22 protein-coding genes and 1 pseudogene are annotated in these 14,743 nt (G+C 59.2%); 15 read left to right on the forward strand and 8 right to left on the reverse strand.

Annotated elements, in window-relative coordinates; all coding sequences use genetic code 11:
- Window positions 1-395: 395 nt before the first annotated feature.
- A protein-coding gene (locus XI02_RS04515) for an IS3-like element ISRj2 family transposase (protein WP_085967575.1) occupies window positions 396-1,525 on the reverse strand; the annotation gives its coding sequence in 2 pieces (ribosomal slippage) (window positions 396-1,273 and window positions 1,273-1,525; 1,131 coding nt in all).
- Between the two features lie 103 nt (window positions 1,526-1,628).
- Between XI02_RS04515 and XI02_RS04520 the strand changes: the two genes are divergently transcribed.
- The 10 genes and pseudogenes from XI02_RS04520 (at window position 1,629) to XI02_RS04570 (ending at window position 8,081) form a co-directional block, all read left to right on the forward strand.
- Complete coding sequence (locus XI02_RS04520; protein WP_016846393.1) at window positions 1,629-1,787, forward strand: hypothetical protein; 159 nt, start codon at window positions 1,629-1,631, stop codon at window positions 1,785-1,787.
- Between the two features lie 234 nt (window positions 1,788-2,021).
- Window positions 2,022-2,240 (forward strand): hypothetical protein, encoded by a 219-nt coding sequence (locus tag XI02_RS04525; RefSeq protein WP_129964954.1) that lies wholly within the window; start codon window positions 2,022-2,024, stop codon window positions 2,238-2,240.
- Window positions 2,241-2,316: 76 nt separating this feature from the next.
- On the forward strand, window positions 2,317-2,895 hold the full coding sequence (locus XI02_RS04530; RefSeq protein WP_231088587.1) for a bifunctional DNA primase/polymerase: 579 nt from the start codon (window positions 2,317-2,319) through the stop codon (window positions 2,893-2,895).
- A gap of 13 nt (window positions 2,896-2,908) precedes the next feature.
- Complete coding sequence (locus XI02_RS04535) at window positions 2,909-3,244, forward strand: hypothetical protein (protein ID WP_161536874.1); 336 nt, start codon at window positions 2,909-2,911, stop codon at window positions 3,242-3,244.
- Window positions 3,245-3,258: 14 nt separating this feature from the next.
- Window positions 3,259-4,686, forward strand: coding sequence for a phage/plasmid primase, P4 family (locus XI02_RS04540; RefSeq protein WP_011090968.1), 1,428 nt, complete (start codon window positions 3,259-3,261; stop codon window positions 4,684-4,686).
- Between the two features lie 401 nt (window positions 4,687-5,087).
- Window positions 5,088-5,639, forward strand: a complete 552-nt coding sequence (locus XI02_RS04545) for a hypothetical protein (protein WP_014498619.1) — start codon at window positions 5,088-5,090, stop codon at window positions 5,637-5,639.
- 197 nt (window positions 5,640-5,836) lie between these two features.
- On the forward strand, window positions 5,837-6,370 hold the full coding sequence (locus XI02_RS04550; RefSeq protein ID WP_011090966.1) for a hypothetical protein: 534 nt from the start codon (window positions 5,837-5,839) through the stop codon (window positions 6,368-6,370).
- Between the two features lie 8 nt (window positions 6,371-6,378).
- Window positions 6,379-6,927: a hypothetical protein gene (locus XI02_RS04555; protein WP_223153797.1), complete on the forward strand. Its 549-nt coding sequence runs from the start codon at window positions 6,379-6,381 to the stop codon at window positions 6,925-6,927.
- Window positions 6,928-7,123: 196 nt separating this feature from the next.
- Window positions 7,124-7,614 (forward strand): annotated as a pseudogene (locus tag XI02_RS45075) (HK97 family phage prohead protease).
- A 101-nt stretch (window positions 7,615-7,715) separates the two neighbouring features.
- Window positions 7,716-8,081 carry a hypothetical protein gene (locus XI02_RS04570; protein ID WP_014498622.1) on the forward strand — a complete coding sequence of 122 codons (366 nt, stop codon included), beginning with the start codon at window positions 7,716-7,718 and terminating at the stop codon, window positions 8,079-8,081.
- Between the two features lie 3 nt (window positions 8,082-8,084).
- Here XI02_RS04570 and XI02_RS04575 read toward each other — a convergent pair whose 3' ends face one another.
- Window positions 8,085-8,330 carry a DUF3892 domain-containing protein gene (locus tag XI02_RS04575; RefSeq protein ID WP_309248086.1) on the reverse strand — a complete coding sequence of 82 codons (246 nt, stop codon included), beginning with the start codon at window positions 8,328-8,330 and terminating at the stop codon, window positions 8,085-8,087.
- Between XI02_RS04575 and XI02_RS04580 the strand changes: the two genes are divergently transcribed.
- On the forward strand, window positions 8,242-9,648 hold the full coding sequence (locus XI02_RS04580) for a hypothetical protein (protein ID WP_011090961.1): 1,407 nt from the start codon (window positions 8,242-8,244) through the stop codon (window positions 9,646-9,648). The two genes, XI02_RS04575 and XI02_RS04580, sit on opposite strands and share 89 nt — an antisense overlap.
- A 16-nt stretch (window positions 9,649-9,664) precedes the next feature.
- Window positions 9,665-9,868 carry a cold-shock protein gene (locus tag XI02_RS04585; RefSeq protein WP_011090960.1) on the forward strand — a complete coding sequence of 68 codons (204 nt, stop codon included), beginning with the start codon at window positions 9,665-9,667 and terminating at the stop codon, window positions 9,866-9,868.
- Window positions 9,869-10,253: 385 nt separating this feature from the next.
- Here XI02_RS04585 and XI02_RS04590 read toward each other — a convergent pair whose 3' ends face one another.
- The 3 genes from XI02_RS04590 to XI02_RS04600 all read right to left on the reverse strand — a co-directional run bounded on the left by XI02_RS04590 (window position 10,254) and on the right by XI02_RS04600 (window position 12,416).
- Window positions 10,254-10,481: a hypothetical protein gene (locus XI02_RS04590; protein WP_223153796.1), complete on the reverse strand. Its 228-nt coding sequence runs from the start codon at window positions 10,479-10,481 to the stop codon at window positions 10,254-10,256.
- 554 nt (window positions 10,482-11,035) lie between these two features.
- Window positions 11,036-11,260, reverse strand: coding sequence for a hypothetical protein (locus tag XI02_RS04595; RefSeq protein ID WP_154694125.1), 225 nt, complete (start codon window positions 11,258-11,260; stop codon window positions 11,036-11,038).
- A gap of 871 nt (window positions 11,261-12,131) precedes the next feature.
- On the reverse strand, window positions 12,132-12,416 hold the full coding sequence (locus XI02_RS04600) for a DUF3892 domain-containing protein (RefSeq protein ID WP_011090958.1): 285 nt from the start codon (window positions 12,414-12,416) through the stop codon (window positions 12,132-12,134).
- A 307-nt stretch (window positions 12,417-12,723) separates the two neighbouring features.
- Here XI02_RS04600 and XI02_RS04605 point away from each other — a divergent pair, with 307 nt between their 5' ends.
- A complete protein-coding gene (locus XI02_RS04605; RefSeq protein ID WP_014498626.1) occupies window positions 12,724-13,002 on the forward strand; it encodes a hypothetical protein in 279 nt (92 codons plus the stop codon).
- Window positions 13,003-13,320: 318 nt separating this feature from the next.
- Entirely contained in the window at window positions 13,321-13,563 is a 243-nt protein-coding gene (locus XI02_RS04610; protein WP_014498627.1) for a hypothetical protein, read from the forward strand.
- Between the two features lie 3 nt (window positions 13,564-13,566).
- Here the strand turns inward: XI02_RS04610 and XI02_RS04615 are convergent, their stop codons facing one another.
- The 3 genes from XI02_RS04615 to XI02_RS04625 form a co-directional block, all read right to left on the reverse strand.
- Window positions 13,567-13,803, reverse strand: coding sequence for a hypothetical protein (locus XI02_RS04615; RefSeq protein ID WP_014498628.1), 237 nt, complete (start codon window positions 13,801-13,803; stop codon window positions 13,567-13,569).
- Complete coding sequence (locus tag XI02_RS04620) at window positions 13,803-14,036, reverse strand: AlpA family transcriptional regulator (RefSeq protein WP_223153795.1); 234 nt, start codon at window positions 14,034-14,036, stop codon at window positions 13,803-13,805. Before XI02_RS04620 ends, XI02_RS04615 begins: the two co-directional genes overlap by 1 nt.
- A gap of 114 nt (window positions 14,037-14,150) precedes the next feature.
- A complete protein-coding gene (locus XI02_RS04625) occupies window positions 14,151-14,393 on the reverse strand; it encodes a helix-turn-helix domain-containing protein (RefSeq protein ID WP_011090956.1) in 243 nt (80 codons plus the stop codon).
- Window positions 14,394-14,460: 67 nt separating this feature from the next.
- On the opposite strand from XI02_RS04625, the gene XI02_RS04630 reads away from it, so the two are divergent.
- Complete coding sequence (locus XI02_RS04630; protein WP_014498629.1) at window positions 14,461-14,718, forward strand: hypothetical protein; 258 nt, start codon at window positions 14,461-14,463, stop codon at window positions 14,716-14,718.
- The last annotated feature ends 25 nt before the right edge of the window (window positions 14,719-14,743 follow it).

The raw sequence follows: 14,743 nt of genomic DNA on the forward strand, positions 1-14,743 counted from the left end.
TGTAACAAAACTTGATTTGACTTTTCGTATTGCGGTTGAGGTCCCGTTCTGCTATGTACCACTCATGGCGACGTTGCGCGATTCGAGGGCGCGCCCGTGACTGCCTGACGGACACCTTGTCCGTCATCGGCTCATAGCCGAGGTAATGCAGCCGCTCAGCGGCAACGCTAACCGAAAATTCCCACACCCATGACCACTTTAAATGCGTCTGCGGTTACCGCTGATCGCCTTGACGCGGCCCTCGACCTCAGAGCTGGCCCCGGTTGTTTGGACAGCGCCGCGCTGGATTTAAGTGGATTCCTGCCGGGTTATGCTGAACGCGGGGCTTTACGATTTTGTCGTTGCGTCGGGAGGGCGTAGCCCGACCAGAGCGACGACAAAATCGTCGGCGACGGTCATGCGGCCATCACCATAGCTTGCGTGCCGAAGTAAGCCTCGTCGGGCGTGCGCCCGTCAAGGCTCGAGTGAGGGCGTCCCTGATTGTAGAAGGCCAGATACTTGGCAATTGACGCTCGCGCCTCGGACACGCTGTCGTAGGCGCGGAGATAAACTTCTTCGTATTTGACCGTGCGCCAGAGCCGCTCGACAAACACGTTGTCGCGCCAGGCGCCCTTGCCGTCCATGCTGATGGCGATCTTCGCGTCCAGCAGCACATCGGTGAACTCGAGGCTGGTGAACTGGCTGCCCTGATCCGTGTTGAAAATCTCGGGTCTGCCGTGCTTCGCCAACGCCTCCTGGACCGCTTGGACGCAGAAGGCCGCCTCCATTGTGATCGAGACGCGATGGGCCAGGACCCGTCGGCTGAACACATCGACGACCGCCGCGAGATAGACGAAGCCACGCCGCATCGGAATGTAGGTGATGTCCATTGCCCACGCATGGTCGGGCCGCTCGATCTTCAATCCGCGCAACAGGTACGGGTAGATCTTGTGACCCGGAGCCGGCTTGCTCGTGTTCGGGCGACGATAGACCGCCTCGATCCCCATGCGCTTCATCAGCGTCGCGATGTGGCGGCGACCGGCGTATACGCCCTCCCGCCGCAGCAACGATCGCAGCATACGCGCTCCCGCGAAGGGATAATCGAGATGCAGCTCATCGAGCCGACGCATCAAGGCAAGGTCCTCGGCCGAAACTGGCCGAGGTTCATAGTAGACCGTGCTGCGAGCCAGCTTCAGGACCTTCGCCTGGCGCACGATAGAAAGATCATGACCGCGGTCGATCATCGCTTTGCGCTCAGCAGGCCCGCCTTGGTGAGCGCGCCGGACAAAAAATCGTTTTCCAACGCCAGCTCGCCGATCTTGGCATGTAACGCCTTCAAATCGACCGGCGTCTCGGCCGATGTCTTGTCATGCCCAAACACGCCGGCGGCGCCTTCCAGGAGCTGGTTTTTCCAGATCGTGATCTGGTTCGGATGAACATCAAACAGTTGCGCCAGCTCCGCCAGTGTCTTGTCTCCTTTGACCGCAGCCAAAGCAACCTTCGCCTTGAATGCCGGAGAATGCGTCCGGCGGCTCTTCTTCGTCATCTTCGCTCCTGATTCGCAGCAAGAATCCTCGCCGCTGTCAGGCAGAAAATCCACTCAAGCTACTGTCCGAATTTGCGAGGCCAGCTCTCTCATCGCCGAGGTGATGGTGCTGCACGACCGGCCGGGCTTCGCGCCCTACGTCGAACGCCTGGAGCGGGAGCTTGCCGCTATGCAGTCGAAGGATGACGTGATGACACGCGCGCGGCGGCGGCTTGCTGCCCGCGGCGCAAACGATAACGGCAAGTCCAAGGTAGCTGCGTGAACAACAGCCCCGCGTCGCCCGCCAAATATCTGCAGCGCGACCTTTAGTGTCACGCCCGAAAAATCTCACTACTCATCACACACTACGAACGGAGGAATTGTGTGCAGCCACAACTCAATTTCCACCACAACTTCAGAGAGCCGGTCAAGATCCCCGGCTCGTTCAACCTGTATTACGATCCGGTTCAGGTCGACCGGCAACTGACTAAGCTTCTGATCGAGGGAGACCCGGAATATGAAAATCCTCGCCACTCATTCGCCGCTCGGTGCTGACGTTGCCCTTGCGGACGTCGAAGTCTGCGAAGGGGTGAAGTTGTTCGGCGTGCGCATTGTGCGTGCGGCCGATGGATCGCATCGAGCTTACGCGCGCGGGGCTGCGCTTTCGCCCGCGATGGTCGAATCAATTTCATCTCTCGTTTTAGAGGGCGATTGCCAACATGCGGGCCACGCTTAAGCGCATTATCCACCTTCGTCGCAGCCTTATTGCTTACGGATACCGTCCCGTCGCGTGTAGTGGCAAAGCCGCTGTCATGGGTAACTGGCAGCGCTCGCGGTGGTCCGCTGCGCAAATGGAAGGCATCGCTCGCAACTATCCGGACGCCACAAATACGGGTCTGCTCTGCGGCGAACTTGTGGGGCTTGATGTCGACACGCCGGACGCTGAGACTGCCGACGCTATCCGCGCGATGGTGATGGAGTTGCCGGGGTCGGACAGAGCGCCGTATCGGATGGGCAAGGCACCGAAGACCCTGTTCGCATTCCGCGCCACCGAGCCTCGCGAGAAGCGCGCAACAGGCGCCTACCTGATCAACGGCGCCAAGTGTCAGGTCGAGGCGTTTGGTGAACGCACGCAATTCGTGGCGTTCGGAACGCATCCCGATACGGGCCGACCTTACGAATGGTTCAACGGTTCGCCGGCCGAAACACCGTTGGCCGAGCTTCCGGAAATCACACCAGAGGCGATCGACGAATTGTTGGCTCGGGCGGAGGCGTACTTCGCCGAGCGCGGGACGCTGATTAAGCCAGCCAGCAAAGCCAGTGACCGCGGCCCGGTGGTAGTCGATAGTGACCACCCGTGGGCTGACACATCAACGCCGCGCGTTGGCTAGCCTCGATGCATGGGTGCCGGAGCTTGGACTCGAAGATCTGCGCAAGTACCAGGGCGGCTTCCACGCTGTTGCATCCTTCCGCCCCTCGATCAACTCGAAGGTGAAGAAGCGAGGCCGCGCGCTGAATATCCAGCCCAGTGGTATTGTCGATTATTCGGCTGGAAACGCCGGCTACTCGCCGATCAACATGGTTTCAGTCAGCCTCAGCATGTCCGCGTCAGAGGCCGCCGAGTGGCTGCGTAAACGAGTTGGCGGCGGCGATGACACCAAGCCAGTCAGCGTTGCTCGTCTTCTTACTCAACCCGCCAGGCGTGCCGCAGCGCGTCGATCAACATCAACTTTGTCCTGAAGGGCGATTGCTGAATGCAAAATGCAATTAAAACCGACGCGTCCAATTCAACCGTTGAAGCCCGCGATGAGGAGCCTGTCGCAGCCAACGACAACAAACCCGCATCTAATCCCGGCACTTCGGTAACCGAGGATAGTGTTGCGTATATATTCGCGAGCACCTATCGAGACACGCTGCGCTTCTGCCACTCCACTGGCGCGTGGTTTGAATGGGATGGTTCGTACTGGCGCAGGAACGAAGTCGGCCTTGCGGCTCACCATGTTAGGGTGATGGCCCGCGATATGTCACAGGGCCTGTCTCCGAAGGCGCTCGCGACTATACGAAAGCGTTCATTCGCTTCAGGAGTCGAGGGGTTCGCTCGCAATGACCCAACCTTCGCCGTCACGATCGAGGCTTGGGACCGCGACCCGTTTCTGCTCGGAACGCCAGACGGCACCGTTGATCTGCGTACAGGGAAAATGCGCGCTGCCGACCCTGCAGATGGCATTACCAAACTAACGTCCACCGCGCCGTCTGCCCAGGCAGACTGTCCACTTTGGTTGCGATTTCTTCAAGACGCGACTGGCGGCGACGGTGAAATGATCCGCTTTCTGCAGCAGTGGTGCGGCTACTGCCTTACGGGCGACACGCGCGAACATGCACTTGTCTTTGTGCATGGCGACGGCGGTAATGGGAAATCGGTTTTTCTCAACACCACTAGCTATATTCTGCACGATTATGCGACTACGGCGTCAATGGACACGTTCGTTGCCAGCCGCAGTGACAGACACCCGACAGACTTGGCGATGTTGCGCGGTGCGCGTCTAGTCAGCGCCAGCGAGACAGAGGAGGGCAGGGCTTGGGCCGAGTCGCGAATAAAACAGATGACGGGCGGCGATGCGATTTCAGCGCGCTTTATGAGGCAGGACTTCTTTACGTTCCAGCCGCAATTCAAACTGTTTGTGGTTGGAAACCACCAGCCAGCACTGCATAGCGTCGACGCCGCAGCCCGGCGGCGATTCAACATCGTGCCGTTCACGCGAAAGCCGACGAAGCCGGATCGTGAACTTGAAGCAAAGCTTCGCGGTGAGGCGCCCGCCATTCTGCGGTGGATGGTTGATGGGTGCCGGGACTGGCAGCGCAATGGTTTGGTGCGACCTGCATCTATTGTTGAGGCGACCGAAACGTATTTTGCCGAGCAAGACACGTTCGGCCAGTGGCTGAAGGATGCTTGCCGAGTTGAGCCGGACAATCGTAGCATCTCAGACTTCGTCGCGGATCTGTTCAAATCGTGGACCGATTATGCTGAAGCATCTGGCGAGCGCCCCGGAAGCCAGAAGGGATTTGTCCAGTCGCTGACCAAGAGTGGCTTCAAGAAGGGGCAAAGGGTACGCGGCGGACAACTCTATATCGGACTGCAACTGCTTAGGCAGGCCGAGAAAGAACCTAGCGTGCGCGATTGAGCACGGATCGCGCACGGGAAAACGAAATGATTTCAATGGTCGGTGCTACGTGTGCGACATGTGCGCGATTTTTCCATTATAGGCGCTTCGCGCGCGCGTGTAGAGAGTCATACGTGAAAATCACGCACATCGCGCACACCGCGCACGGCGGCGGGGTCTAGCTGATCTCTCCCGCCGTTCACATAGGGACCCGCGCCCCCAGGAAAACATCTCCGAGTGCAAAATGAAAACCAAAACATGGGGCGGGGATATAGCAAATCCCTTGGATCCCGCGAGCCGCCCGAACCAGTGGCCGAGTTACGTATAACTTTTTTTGATTGTTTGATTATTCGATCGGCACGCAGATGCCGACGCACAAGACCGCAGAAGCGGTCAGGTACGCTCGTCACGAGAGACAACCAATGCAACACGCAAACGACAACGACCAACCCATAGCAGCCGACCATGTTACCGAGGTCCGCCCGCGCCCTGGCGAGCTGAACCGCATTCTACACCGCCGCTTCCCCGGTATGGGGCCGGCCCATGGCTGGCAATTGGATGCGGCGGCGAGGGCGACGTTTAATGCGGATATGTCCAAGTGGTTTGGTTTGGACGGGCGATGGCATTCAACTGCCGAGCAATATCGCCAGAGCAAAGGCAAGCGCCGCACCAAACAGGCGGCCACCCCCAACAAGCCCGGCAAGCCCGCCAGGCCAGAGCTACTGGATTGGCAGCAGGACGTGGGCGCACCGTACTCCAGGTGGTCGCATGCAGTTGCGGAGGGCGCTGAATTTCTTGCGGGCCGCACCGCCCCGGCGACAAGCGGCATTCGGCTCATGCAATTCGGTGCCGTTGAGGACGCCATGATCCGGGCAATCGACGCCAAGCGATTCCTGACGCAGGTGGCCAATGATAATGAGCCCGACATTCGCAGGAACAGGCCGCGCCGGAGGAAAATCGCGCTGGCGGCTTAAAATCCAGTTTTCGCCATAGTTGGGAACGTATCACCTTGAAGACCACGATTTGTGGTCTGACGTGACGTGCACTCGGCGCGCTGGCCACCACCCGGCGTCGCCACTTTTTCCCGGCCCTGAGCCGCGAAGCCGCTGCATGCGGCGTTTTATTTAACCCTCCAATCGCAATTTCCAATCCTGAAAGGAGAGCGGCCCCAATGGCCACTTGGAATCACGTGCTCGACGCGATCGAGCGTCATCTTGATTTCCCGCGCTCGCGAAGCACCGGAATCGCCAGGCGTTTGCAGGAAGCCGGAATCTTGCCTTCCGGCGCACCGGGCGTTGCGCCTGAGCTAGACGAGGACAATGTTCTCGACCTCGTTGTTGCGCTCGCCTCTGACACCGAGTTGCACACCGCTGTTGACGCGGTCCGCGCCTACCACGCGATGACACCCGGTAGTGTCAACCTGGATGGGGCCCCGCAGTCGATTCCCAACGCGCCGATCGCTGTTGCGATTTTGGTCGAGGACGCACGCACTGGCGTCGCGGAGGCGCGAAAATCTCAGGTTGCCGTATCCTGCAATTGTAGAGCCGTCGCGATTCACAAACCTGATGGGTCGGTCAGTCGCTTCAGTCAGCCGGGCGCTCATTGCGCTCACTGGCAATCCAATGGCCATCACAAGTCAGTCACCATCAACGTCGCCGCTGTGGCCGGTATCATTGATGCATTGTTTGGAAAGGTTGTTGCCTAATGGCTCCGTTGAAGACGAAGACCACCGACGAATTCCGCGTCCCCAGCCTCGCGGAGGCCGACAGCTCGTACGCCGACCTGATCGCGAAACGCGTGGAATTGGAGCAGAGAGACTCTAAGCTCAACAGCGAGCGCTCGAAACTGCGCGGTAAGATCGAGGCGGGCAGGGCGGCTTTTGGGAAACATATCTCGCCCGGCGTGGCCGCGCTGCTTGGTGACGATCCTACTGACAGCATTGCCGATCTGTCGCGGCAGCTCCGCGAAGTCACCACGGAGATAGCAAACATCGAGTCAGCGCGGGAGGTCCTGCATAGGCGCACAGACGAAGCGCGGAACGTAGCCTCCAAGCTCGTGTGCTTCACCGTGATGCCAGAGTACCAGCGCCGTTTGGGTGCGGTATGTGAGGCCGCTCGCGCGTTGGAAGCAGCCAAGCCCGAGAAAAGCACGACGCGCTGCTGGACGATCTGGAGCGCGAGGATGTGCGCCTCGGTTATCTGCGGCCAGTGCGCGCGCACTTCTTGGGCGATCGGCGCGAAGGCCGCGCTTTTTACTTTTTGAAGGAAGTGAAGGAGGCGGGCCACAATGTCTAAGGGATCCGAACGCACTTCCGATGTGGCCGACCGAAAGCCAGTTCGGCGCCGTGTAAAGATGCCTGGCGAAAGCCGACACTCCGAGTGCTCGGACTCACCAGCCGTGATTGCGCGCAAGTTGATGCAAGCGAAACGCGAGAAACGATTGCGGGTGACGCAACGCAATGGCTGAAACCATCTCAGGATTCGCGATTTCCTGGAATCGGCCGGCCATCATCGCGGGGCTCTTCGAGGAACGCTTCGCGCGCGGCGCATTCGACAAGCACATCGCGCAAAATCCAGACGTCGCCGCGCTTTGCAGTCATGATGTCAGCAGGCCTCTGGGGCGCATCAGCAACGGCACCCTCAAACTACGTTCGGATAACGTCGGACTCTACTACTCGTTAGAGCCGCATCCTGATGCGCCTTTAGGGCAGGAGGCCTTGGCACTGTCAACGAGGTGAGCGTGTCGTTTACTCCAGTTGTCGAGGAGTGGGACGACGGTGGCGACATTCCGAAGCGCCTCATCACCGAGGCCAAACTTTTCGAGATCAGCTTGGTCCTGTGGGGAGCCTACGGCAAGGACACCTCAGCTCAGATCAGTCGAGCATCCAGCAACAACCAGGCAGCACGACGGCGCGTTGAAGCGAAGATGCGGGCCCGCGGCATCCTTTAAGCGCAGGGGGAGGGGTGGGTCAGATCCCTCCCACTGCCGCCACTAGCTACCGGCGGCCCCCCATTTCACGCGCATCTGCAATTCGGACCCCCAGGGGCAAAATGCCACGACCAAGAAAGCCGGCCGCCAAGGCGCTGGTTGAAGGCCGGCACATCATCAATGCTGGCCGCTATAAACGCAACGATCCAACCGGTGCCGAAATCGGCGCTCCACCCACTTGGCTAAACGAGCAACAGGCCAATGCATGGCGTGAATTCGCCAGCGAGTTGCCATGGCTCAATGCATCTCACCGTTGTCTTGTCTCCATCGCATCAGTCTTGCGCGCTCGCCTGCAAAGCGGCGCGGAGATGGGTACAAAATCGCTCAGCCTACTGAGGCTGTGCCTAAGCAGTATGGGCGCGACACCGGCCGATGCGAGCAAGATCAGTTGGGCGCCGGCAGAGGAGGCGGACGATTTACTTGACTAAAACTCACGGACACTCCGGCAGAGCTAGTAGGTTATCGTTGTAGTAGCCGTCAGCGTGAGTTCGAACATATTTTCCGTTCGGGCCGCTAACGACGCCAACGTCCGCGCGCTTACCGCCGACCAACGTAAAGAATGTATTGGTCCCGTTCTCGATCGATCGAATGACCTCCGATCTCGGCCACACCAACCACACGCCTCCGAATGCGACATACTGGCAATTGCTGGCGTCGAAGGGGGATGCTGGCGCCACGGGCTCAACCGGTGCTGCGGGGGCCAACGCCCCCACGTATGGCGGCACTTCGACCACGTCGCTCGCTATCGGCACCGGATCCAAAGCGTTCACCACGCAGGCCGGCCTCGCCTATCAGAATGGCGCTCGCGTGCGGGCTAGCTCGGCGGCGAACACGGCGAATTGGATGGAAGGCCTCGTCACCTACAGCGGCACGACGCTGACCATGACGTCCGACAAGACCGGCGGCAGCGGCACGCTCGCGGACTGGAACTTCAACGTGGTGGGCCAGCCTGGGGCTGGTGATCTGTCGAGCGCCAACAATCTGTCGGACGTGGCGAGTGCTCAAACGTCACGTGGCAATCTCGGGGTTCTGTCTCCGCCGCAAGGTCGCCTGACCCTGGTGAGCGCAACGCCCGTGATGACGACGACGCAGAGCGCCAAAACGACGCTGTACTATGCGCTCTACAACGGCAATCAGGTGCCAATCTATGACGGCACCAAACTCACGATGACGACATTTGCCGAGTTGTCGATCGCGACGACCGACATCACCAAGAACCCCGCGGCGATCGGCGCCAGCAAGGTCAATGACTGGTTTGTCTGGAACGACAGCGGTACGCTGCGGCTGCCTCACGGTCCCGACTGGACAAGCGACACGGTGCGCTCGGCTGGAACGGCGTTGGGCCAGGTCAATGGTATCTGGCTCAACAATCAAGCCATCACCAATGGGCCGGCAGCGTGGCGCGGAGGCACCACGCGCAGCAATGCATCGTCGCAACTTGATTGGATTCTTGGCGGTTCGGGGTCTGGCGGTGTGGCTGGGTACCTCGGCGTGTGGAATGCCTATAACCGCGTGACGGCATCCGCAGCGGCGATCGATAGCGGCCTCGCATACACCTATTCCAGCGCGACCGTGAGGCAGGCGAGAGCGTCCGCAGGCAATCAGGTGTCGGCTGTATTCGGGCTGGCCGAAGATGCGACGCAGATTTCGTATGCATCACGCATTGGTCTGGTCACGAACTCAGCAGCCGCGGTTTCCGGTATTGGCGTGGATGCGACCAACGTTTTCATTGGTCAGGGGGTTCTTGCAGGCGGACGAATACTACTCAGGTCGGTGGAGCAGCCGCGTACGCGGCTCCGCCACTATTGGGTTTGCACGTGTTCTCAGCCAACGAACAGGGCGATGGCACCAACGCCAACAACATCAACGTGGCAGGTCAGAACGCGCTTAGCGTCCTGGCGAGGATGTAAGATCGGTGCCACCCGTATGGCCTGCGGACGCGCGTCGCGACAAGCCATTCTTTTGTCGGAGTCGCGCACTACTTTTCATTTTTGAAAAATGGAGAAGTAAGGTGGCAATTGGGACAGTGAAGTGGTTCAACCCAACAAAGGGGTATGGGTTCATTCAACCGGATTCCGGCGGCAATGACGTCTTTGTCCACATCTCCGCGGTTGAGAAGGCTGGTTTTACTTCGCTCGCAGAGGGCGCAAAAGTCAGCTTCGACATCGTGAAAAATCGCGGAAAGGAGTCGGCGGAAAATCTACGAATCGAGTGATGCACCACCCATTGTGTTGCTCAACAGAAAGGCCGCAGTGGTACGCCGCTGCGGGCGGCCGAGGAGATCGATCGGAATCGGCCGATGGATAAGGCGCTATTGTTCGCGTGGGCGTGCGCTCTAATCCTCTTGGTACTGTTCGTCGCGCTGTACCTTCCTTGGTAGTAAGTTGCCGATGGCGACTCGCCACGGCGCTGCCTGCGATCCGAGACTGATTGCCAAGTCACCGCCCACAATCCTGGTAGTTGCTCTAGGGCATTCGTCCGGAGGATACGTTGCCCGGTCAGCTTCTCCCTCCCTTGAGGCTGACCGGGCGAAGTTAGTGGCGCGCGCGATAGGGACAGCGCTTTATCGGTCCACCCCAAAGCACCGAGTCACGTGGCCGCTAACGTTCCCGCTGTTTAGGTCGCGCGGCTGCCACCGTGAGCCCGGTGTGATCCTTGAGGCTATCGATTACCTTGAGCGCGGCTTCGAGTTCATCTCGAAGACGCTTCGTAATCCGCAGAATGCCGCTCGCGAGCTCCTCGCGGCTGATTTCTGCACCGTGAGCAACTTTTTCTTCGAGGTCGCGTATAGCTTCGTCGATCTTGTGCAGCGAGAATGTGCTAGGCATCATCCGGCTCCGTCCTGATTAAGGGGCCGGCATCCGCCGACCCGCAGCGTAAAAATGCGTCCGCTACACGGTTTAGTAAAGCGGGTGGTGTTGCGGGAAAATCTGTCCCCATCTCGCGTCTGAGCGCCTCGAATTCGGATAAGGTCGAAAGAGGGCAATCCGCCACCGCGTCCATTTTTGAGCAGATAACTTCAACCCGGGATCGCCAATCGGCCAGCTGTTCTTCAGTTCGCTGTGGCGCGTACGTGTCTTCTGCCGGTGTATGGCTTGGCCTACGGACGTAGTCCGTGAATGCTTGGATTGCCGCTACCACTTCGGTCCTAGGCACGGCGGTTACTCCTATGAGCGGAGCCAGCTCGAACATTTGCAGGCCGAGCACTTTGATATGGCATGCACGCGGGGGCGCGACAACCCACTGGTACTGGTAGGTGCTTCCAGTCCTTCTCAGCGATACTCCTTGGTGGCACCAGGGGGGAATTTTGGGCCCCTCGGGAGCAAAGGTGGCCAGCCCTGCCAATCCAAGGGGCGAAGGCTGGCCACCATCGCTTGCGACGTCACCACACAGGGTAGCTACAGGCCAATGGATGCACATATTCGAGCAGCAAATCACGTCCCTGCGGTCCCAAGCGCTTGCGGTGTTTGCAGCCAATCAGGCCAGCGCGGCCGATCAGTCTTTGAGCCAAGCAGATCGCCAAATCGCGACGTCTAATGCCGAGGAGGCTCGACAGCTTGAAACCCAACCTCGGGCCGAAGGAGGCGCGGAAGATCGCTGCACGCATACGCGCTCTTCTAGGAGAGCCGCGTGTGTGCCAACCGGTTCGGGTGGCATGCCTGTGAGACTTTCGCCAGCGCGCCCGCGCTGCTTGCGGTGTGCGGGTTAGTCATAAAAGGCACTGGGTGCGCTCGCGATAGCTGACGAAAGGGTGACGGACTGTCTTGCTTCAATCACGACCGACAGGCTGCCAGGACTCCAAGTCAGTCTCCGAAAGAGAGACCCCAGCACGGGCAGCATGCTGGGGCGAGACGTTGGGCTGACGCGAGCCAGAAATCGAGCCACGACTCGATCATTATGACCGTGTAAATGTAGAGCAGCATCACGCACCGGTCAAAATCGCACTGCATGACAGTAATCGGCGGTAGGATCTTCGTTCGCGCTTTGAGGTGCAATCCGAGCAAACGCGAGAAAACGGCAGTTGCTAATCGCGCATAAGCAAATCTCACGTCCTGAAAAACGACCAAGTTGCTATCGCAACCAAAGGCTGTCCACCGGAAAGAGACGGCTTCGCTCTCCGCAAATGTCCGGTGGTTGGCTAGGTGCGAGAGGTTTTACATCAAGCGACGTAAGGAGATTTGGGAGCAGGTGCAGGCAGAAATGGCCGTTGGAGAAAGTGCGAGAATTTCTCGCACTTTATCGAAGCCGAAACGGGCCGAGGGAATAAACAATTCGCATCTGCAGCAGGCCATCTCCACTGGTGCCGGTGCGGCGAGTCTCCGCGCCGTAGCCGATTGGAACGAGCGCAAATCGTTTGACGAGCGCCGCCGCGCTGGCGGCCCTGAAGCTCCGTGTCGGGATGCGCAGGGCGGCCGGAAGGAAAAAGCGTTAGCTCGCGGAAGGGGGGTCTTAGCCGTGGAGGCCGTCGCTAGTGGGGATCACGGGCACTCAGCCAGTGAAAGAAGATTGTCTGGCTGAACGCCGTCCGCCGTTGTCTTGATGTATTTGTGCCCGTTGTGTTCGGCCACGACCACGCCAGCCATGAGTCCGTCTTCTTCGACATAGAACTCCCATTCGCCGCTTTCAATGTCTCTGATCGTCTGAACGACAGACTGCTTCCATTGACTTCCGTTTGAATATTCACCTCCGACACTTTCAATCCTCTCGTGGGGATTCATCCTGTCGGTCTTATTGATGCAGCGAACGCGTGCGAGTTTAACCACAGGGCTCTCTCCTTCGTGCTGCAAAGGCTGGGTGACCAGTTTAGCGTTCAGTGGCGGCCCAGGCAGCCCAACCAATCCTGGTAGGGGCCCGGGAGGCTTTTCGCCGATACAACGCGAGGGCCCCCCGCGGGTTGATGCCCCCCCTCGGGGGCGGGGCGGTCAGTTTTGCAGCTCAAGGCGGTAAGGCTGACCACGGAAGTTAGTGGCGCGCGCGATAGGGACAGCGCTTCTTCGGTATGGAGGCGCCGAGTCACGTGGCCGCTAACTTCACCGCGGCGCGGGTGTGGCAGGGACAGCGTCGTTTCGCATGTTTCGCGACGCCGAGTCGCCCCCGCGCCCCCCCCAGGACTGTTGGGCTCAAAAGGCCGATGAGCGCCGCGAGGAACGATTCTACTGGATATGCGCGCGCATTACGCTAATTGATTTGGCCACATTTCCCCACTTAGGATTTGTGGCCGTCATCTGCATTTTTCTGATTCAGATAGTCGCACTTGCCGCCCTGGCCAGAAAATATGCTGATGAGAACATCGCGATAGCGATCGACAAAATCATCGCATCGATTTGCGACAGGTTCGGGTGGAAGTAGGGCGGCGAGATCCTATCCGTAAAAGCCAATCAAAAAACGGATAGCAAAAAACGCCCCTGCGACTACGGCTGCCGTGATGGCTATCGCGAAACCAACCCTAAAGCTTTCGCTCATCAGTTCCCCCTAGGCCGCAGGCACATCCCCCTCCGAAATTGCGTCTGCGGCCTCCGCTGCGACGGTCCGCAATCATGCCGGTCACTGCGGTAGGTGTGCGACTACAAATTCTTGTAGTTGACCAGTTCGTGTTCTCTGGGCTCGAATTGCTGTCGAGCGGACCCTACGCCAGTCGCGAGCCCAATCGCCGGATGGATTGTAGCCATGACGAATGAACCGGATGATCTCATCGGACGTATTGCTGAGATCGAACTAATTGCTGAGATCGAACTAAATGAATCGGCGGCGATCTGTGTTGAGCAGATGGACGACGAAATCACGCTCGTCATTGCAAGCATTGTCGGCGTTCACTTCCAAGTGACAGTGGAGCAGGCGCTTGAGTTGTCGCGGGCCTTAGCTGTAGCTGCGGAGAATGCGGAAAAATTCCGTAAGTCAGCCAAGACGTAGCGGCTACTTCTTAATCGAGTGCTCTTGCATAAACCGCGCGGCCCTAACGCGCGCTCGCTCCATCATGTCTTCCTTCGCTTTCGCAGTGGCAAGCTCTGATTCAAGCCGCTCGAAGATCGGGAGATAGACTTCACCGCCTTGTGGCGACTGATCCATTAGGATCGCAAGACAATCCAAGCAACGCTCCAGTGTATCGACCGTGATTGGTTCGTCACTGCGGATCGCGAACCGTTTGGTCATCATTCGCCTACGCTGTCCGCGTCAATAGGGAGCTTGCTCCGCTCCCACTCCAATAACTCGGATAGAAGCCAGAACCTGGTGCGGCCACCGAGGCGCGTCGACGGTTGCGGAAAGGCCGCATCGCGCATGCGCCGGAATAGCCAAGTGTTCGATACGCTGCCGTAGCGCTCGCGAACTTGCTTGGCGTTGAGATACTGATCTGTCGCGAGGGCGTTGAGATCAACGGTCGACACGGGCGCCACCGAATCGTTGCTGCCGCCGCACGCTGGAATGGGAGTGTGGCTTTACAATAGGGCAGCACCCACATCCCTATGGACGCGCCGAAGCGCCCCGATAGGTGTGGGCAGCTAGGCCTTCGGTTTCGCCAGCCTCACACCAGGGCCGCCATCGATCGATTGACCATCTGCCAGGAAGATGGCGCCGGCAGATTCGAGGGCGGCGCGGATGGCGGCTATCGAATGACCCGGTGCCGTCGCGTCGGTCTCAACCCTCGTCACGGTGTTTCTGTGCACACCCGATTTCTCCGCAAGGTCTCGAACGGTCCAGTTCAACAAACCGCGCGCCGCCCTAATTTGTGCACTTGTCACCATGGTTAATTCCTGTATAGTGCATTTGTCACCATAGAGGTGATAGATGCACAATAAAGGAACCCGCCCAATGCTGCAAGCCGCCTCATTTCCGTCCGCTGAACGACCCACCACCCTTTCGCAGTTTCTCTACACCCATCGCCGATTGACCGACCTGGCCCGTGGGCCGCTTCCCAGCGAGATCGTTGAGGAGATGACCCACACCGCATGCGGAATTGCGGAGAGGATCCTTGAGGCGCCCGCCGCAGACTGGCGGGATCTGAGCAAGAAAGCCCTGCTGCTGCTCGACGAATTGCCCTACGAGCAGGAGTGGCTCGATCGTATGTGAATGCGGATCGAAATTTGACCCCTCA

It is taken from the genome of Bradyrhizobium sp. CCBAU 21365 (genome assembly GCF_015291305.1).
Taxonomy (GTDB): Bacteria; Pseudomonadota; Alphaproteobacteria; order Rhizobiales; family Xanthobacteraceae; genus Bradyrhizobium; species Bradyrhizobium elkanii.

What these genes read in the sequence shown, in the direction of transcription:
- XI02_RS04520 (WP_016846393.1), top strand. Translation starts at nt 1,629, where the DNA reads ATGGTGCTGCACGACCGGCCGGGCTTCGCGCCCTACGTCGAACGCCTG.
- XI02_RS04525 (WP_129964954.1), top strand. Translation starts at nt 2,022, where the DNA reads ATGAAAATCCTCGCCACTCATTCGCCGCTCGGTGCTGACGTTGCCCTT.
- XI02_RS04530 (WP_231088587.1), top strand. Translation starts at nt 2,317, where the DNA reads ATGGGTAACTGGCAGCGCTCGCGGTGGTCCGCTGCGCAAATGGAAGGC.
- XI02_RS04540 (WP_011090968.1), top strand. Translation starts at nt 3,259, where the DNA reads ATGCAAAATGCAATTAAAACCGACGCGTCCAATTCAACCGTTGAAGCC.
- XI02_RS04545 (WP_014498619.1), top strand. Translation starts at nt 5,088, where the DNA reads ATGCAACACGCAAACGACAACGACCAACCCATAGCAGCCGACCATGTT.
- XI02_RS04550 (WP_011090966.1), top strand. Translation starts at nt 5,837, where the DNA reads ATGGCCACTTGGAATCACGTGCTCGACGCGATCGAGCGTCATCTTGAT.
- XI02_RS04570 (WP_014498622.1), top strand. Translation starts at nt 7,716, where the DNA reads ATGCCACGACCAAGAAAGCCGGCCGCCAAGGCGCTGGTTGAAGGCCGG.
- XI02_RS04580 (WP_011090961.1), top strand. Translation starts at nt 8,242, where the DNA reads ATGACCTCCGATCTCGGCCACACCAACCACACGCCTCCGAATGCGACA.
- XI02_RS04590 (WP_223153796.1), bottom strand. Translation starts at nt 10,481, where the DNA reads ATGCCTAGCACATTCTCGCTGCACAAGATCGACGAAGCTATACGCGAC.
- XI02_RS04595 (WP_154694125.1), bottom strand. Translation starts at nt 11,260, where the DNA reads ATGCGTGCAGCGATCTTCCGCGCCTCCTTCGGCCCGAGGTTGGGTTTC.
- XI02_RS04605 (WP_014498626.1), top strand. Translation starts at nt 12,724, where the DNA reads ATGTTTCGCGACGCCGAGTCGCCCCCGCGCCCCCCCCAGGACTGTTGG.
- XI02_RS04610 (WP_014498627.1), top strand. Translation starts at nt 13,321, where the DNA reads ATGACGAATGAACCGGATGATCTCATCGGACGTATTGCTGAGATCGAA.
- XI02_RS04615 (WP_014498628.1), bottom strand. Translation starts at nt 13,803, where the DNA reads ATGACCAAACGGTTCGCGATCCGCAGTGACGAACCAATCACGGTCGAT.
- XI02_RS04625 (WP_011090956.1), bottom strand. Translation starts at nt 14,393, where the DNA reads ATGGTGACAAGTGCACAAATTAGGGCGGCGCGCGGTTTGTTGAACTGG.
- XI02_RS04630 (WP_014498629.1), top strand. Translation starts at nt 14,461, where the DNA reads ATGCTGCAAGCCGCCTCATTTCCGTCCGCTGAACGACCCACCACCCTT.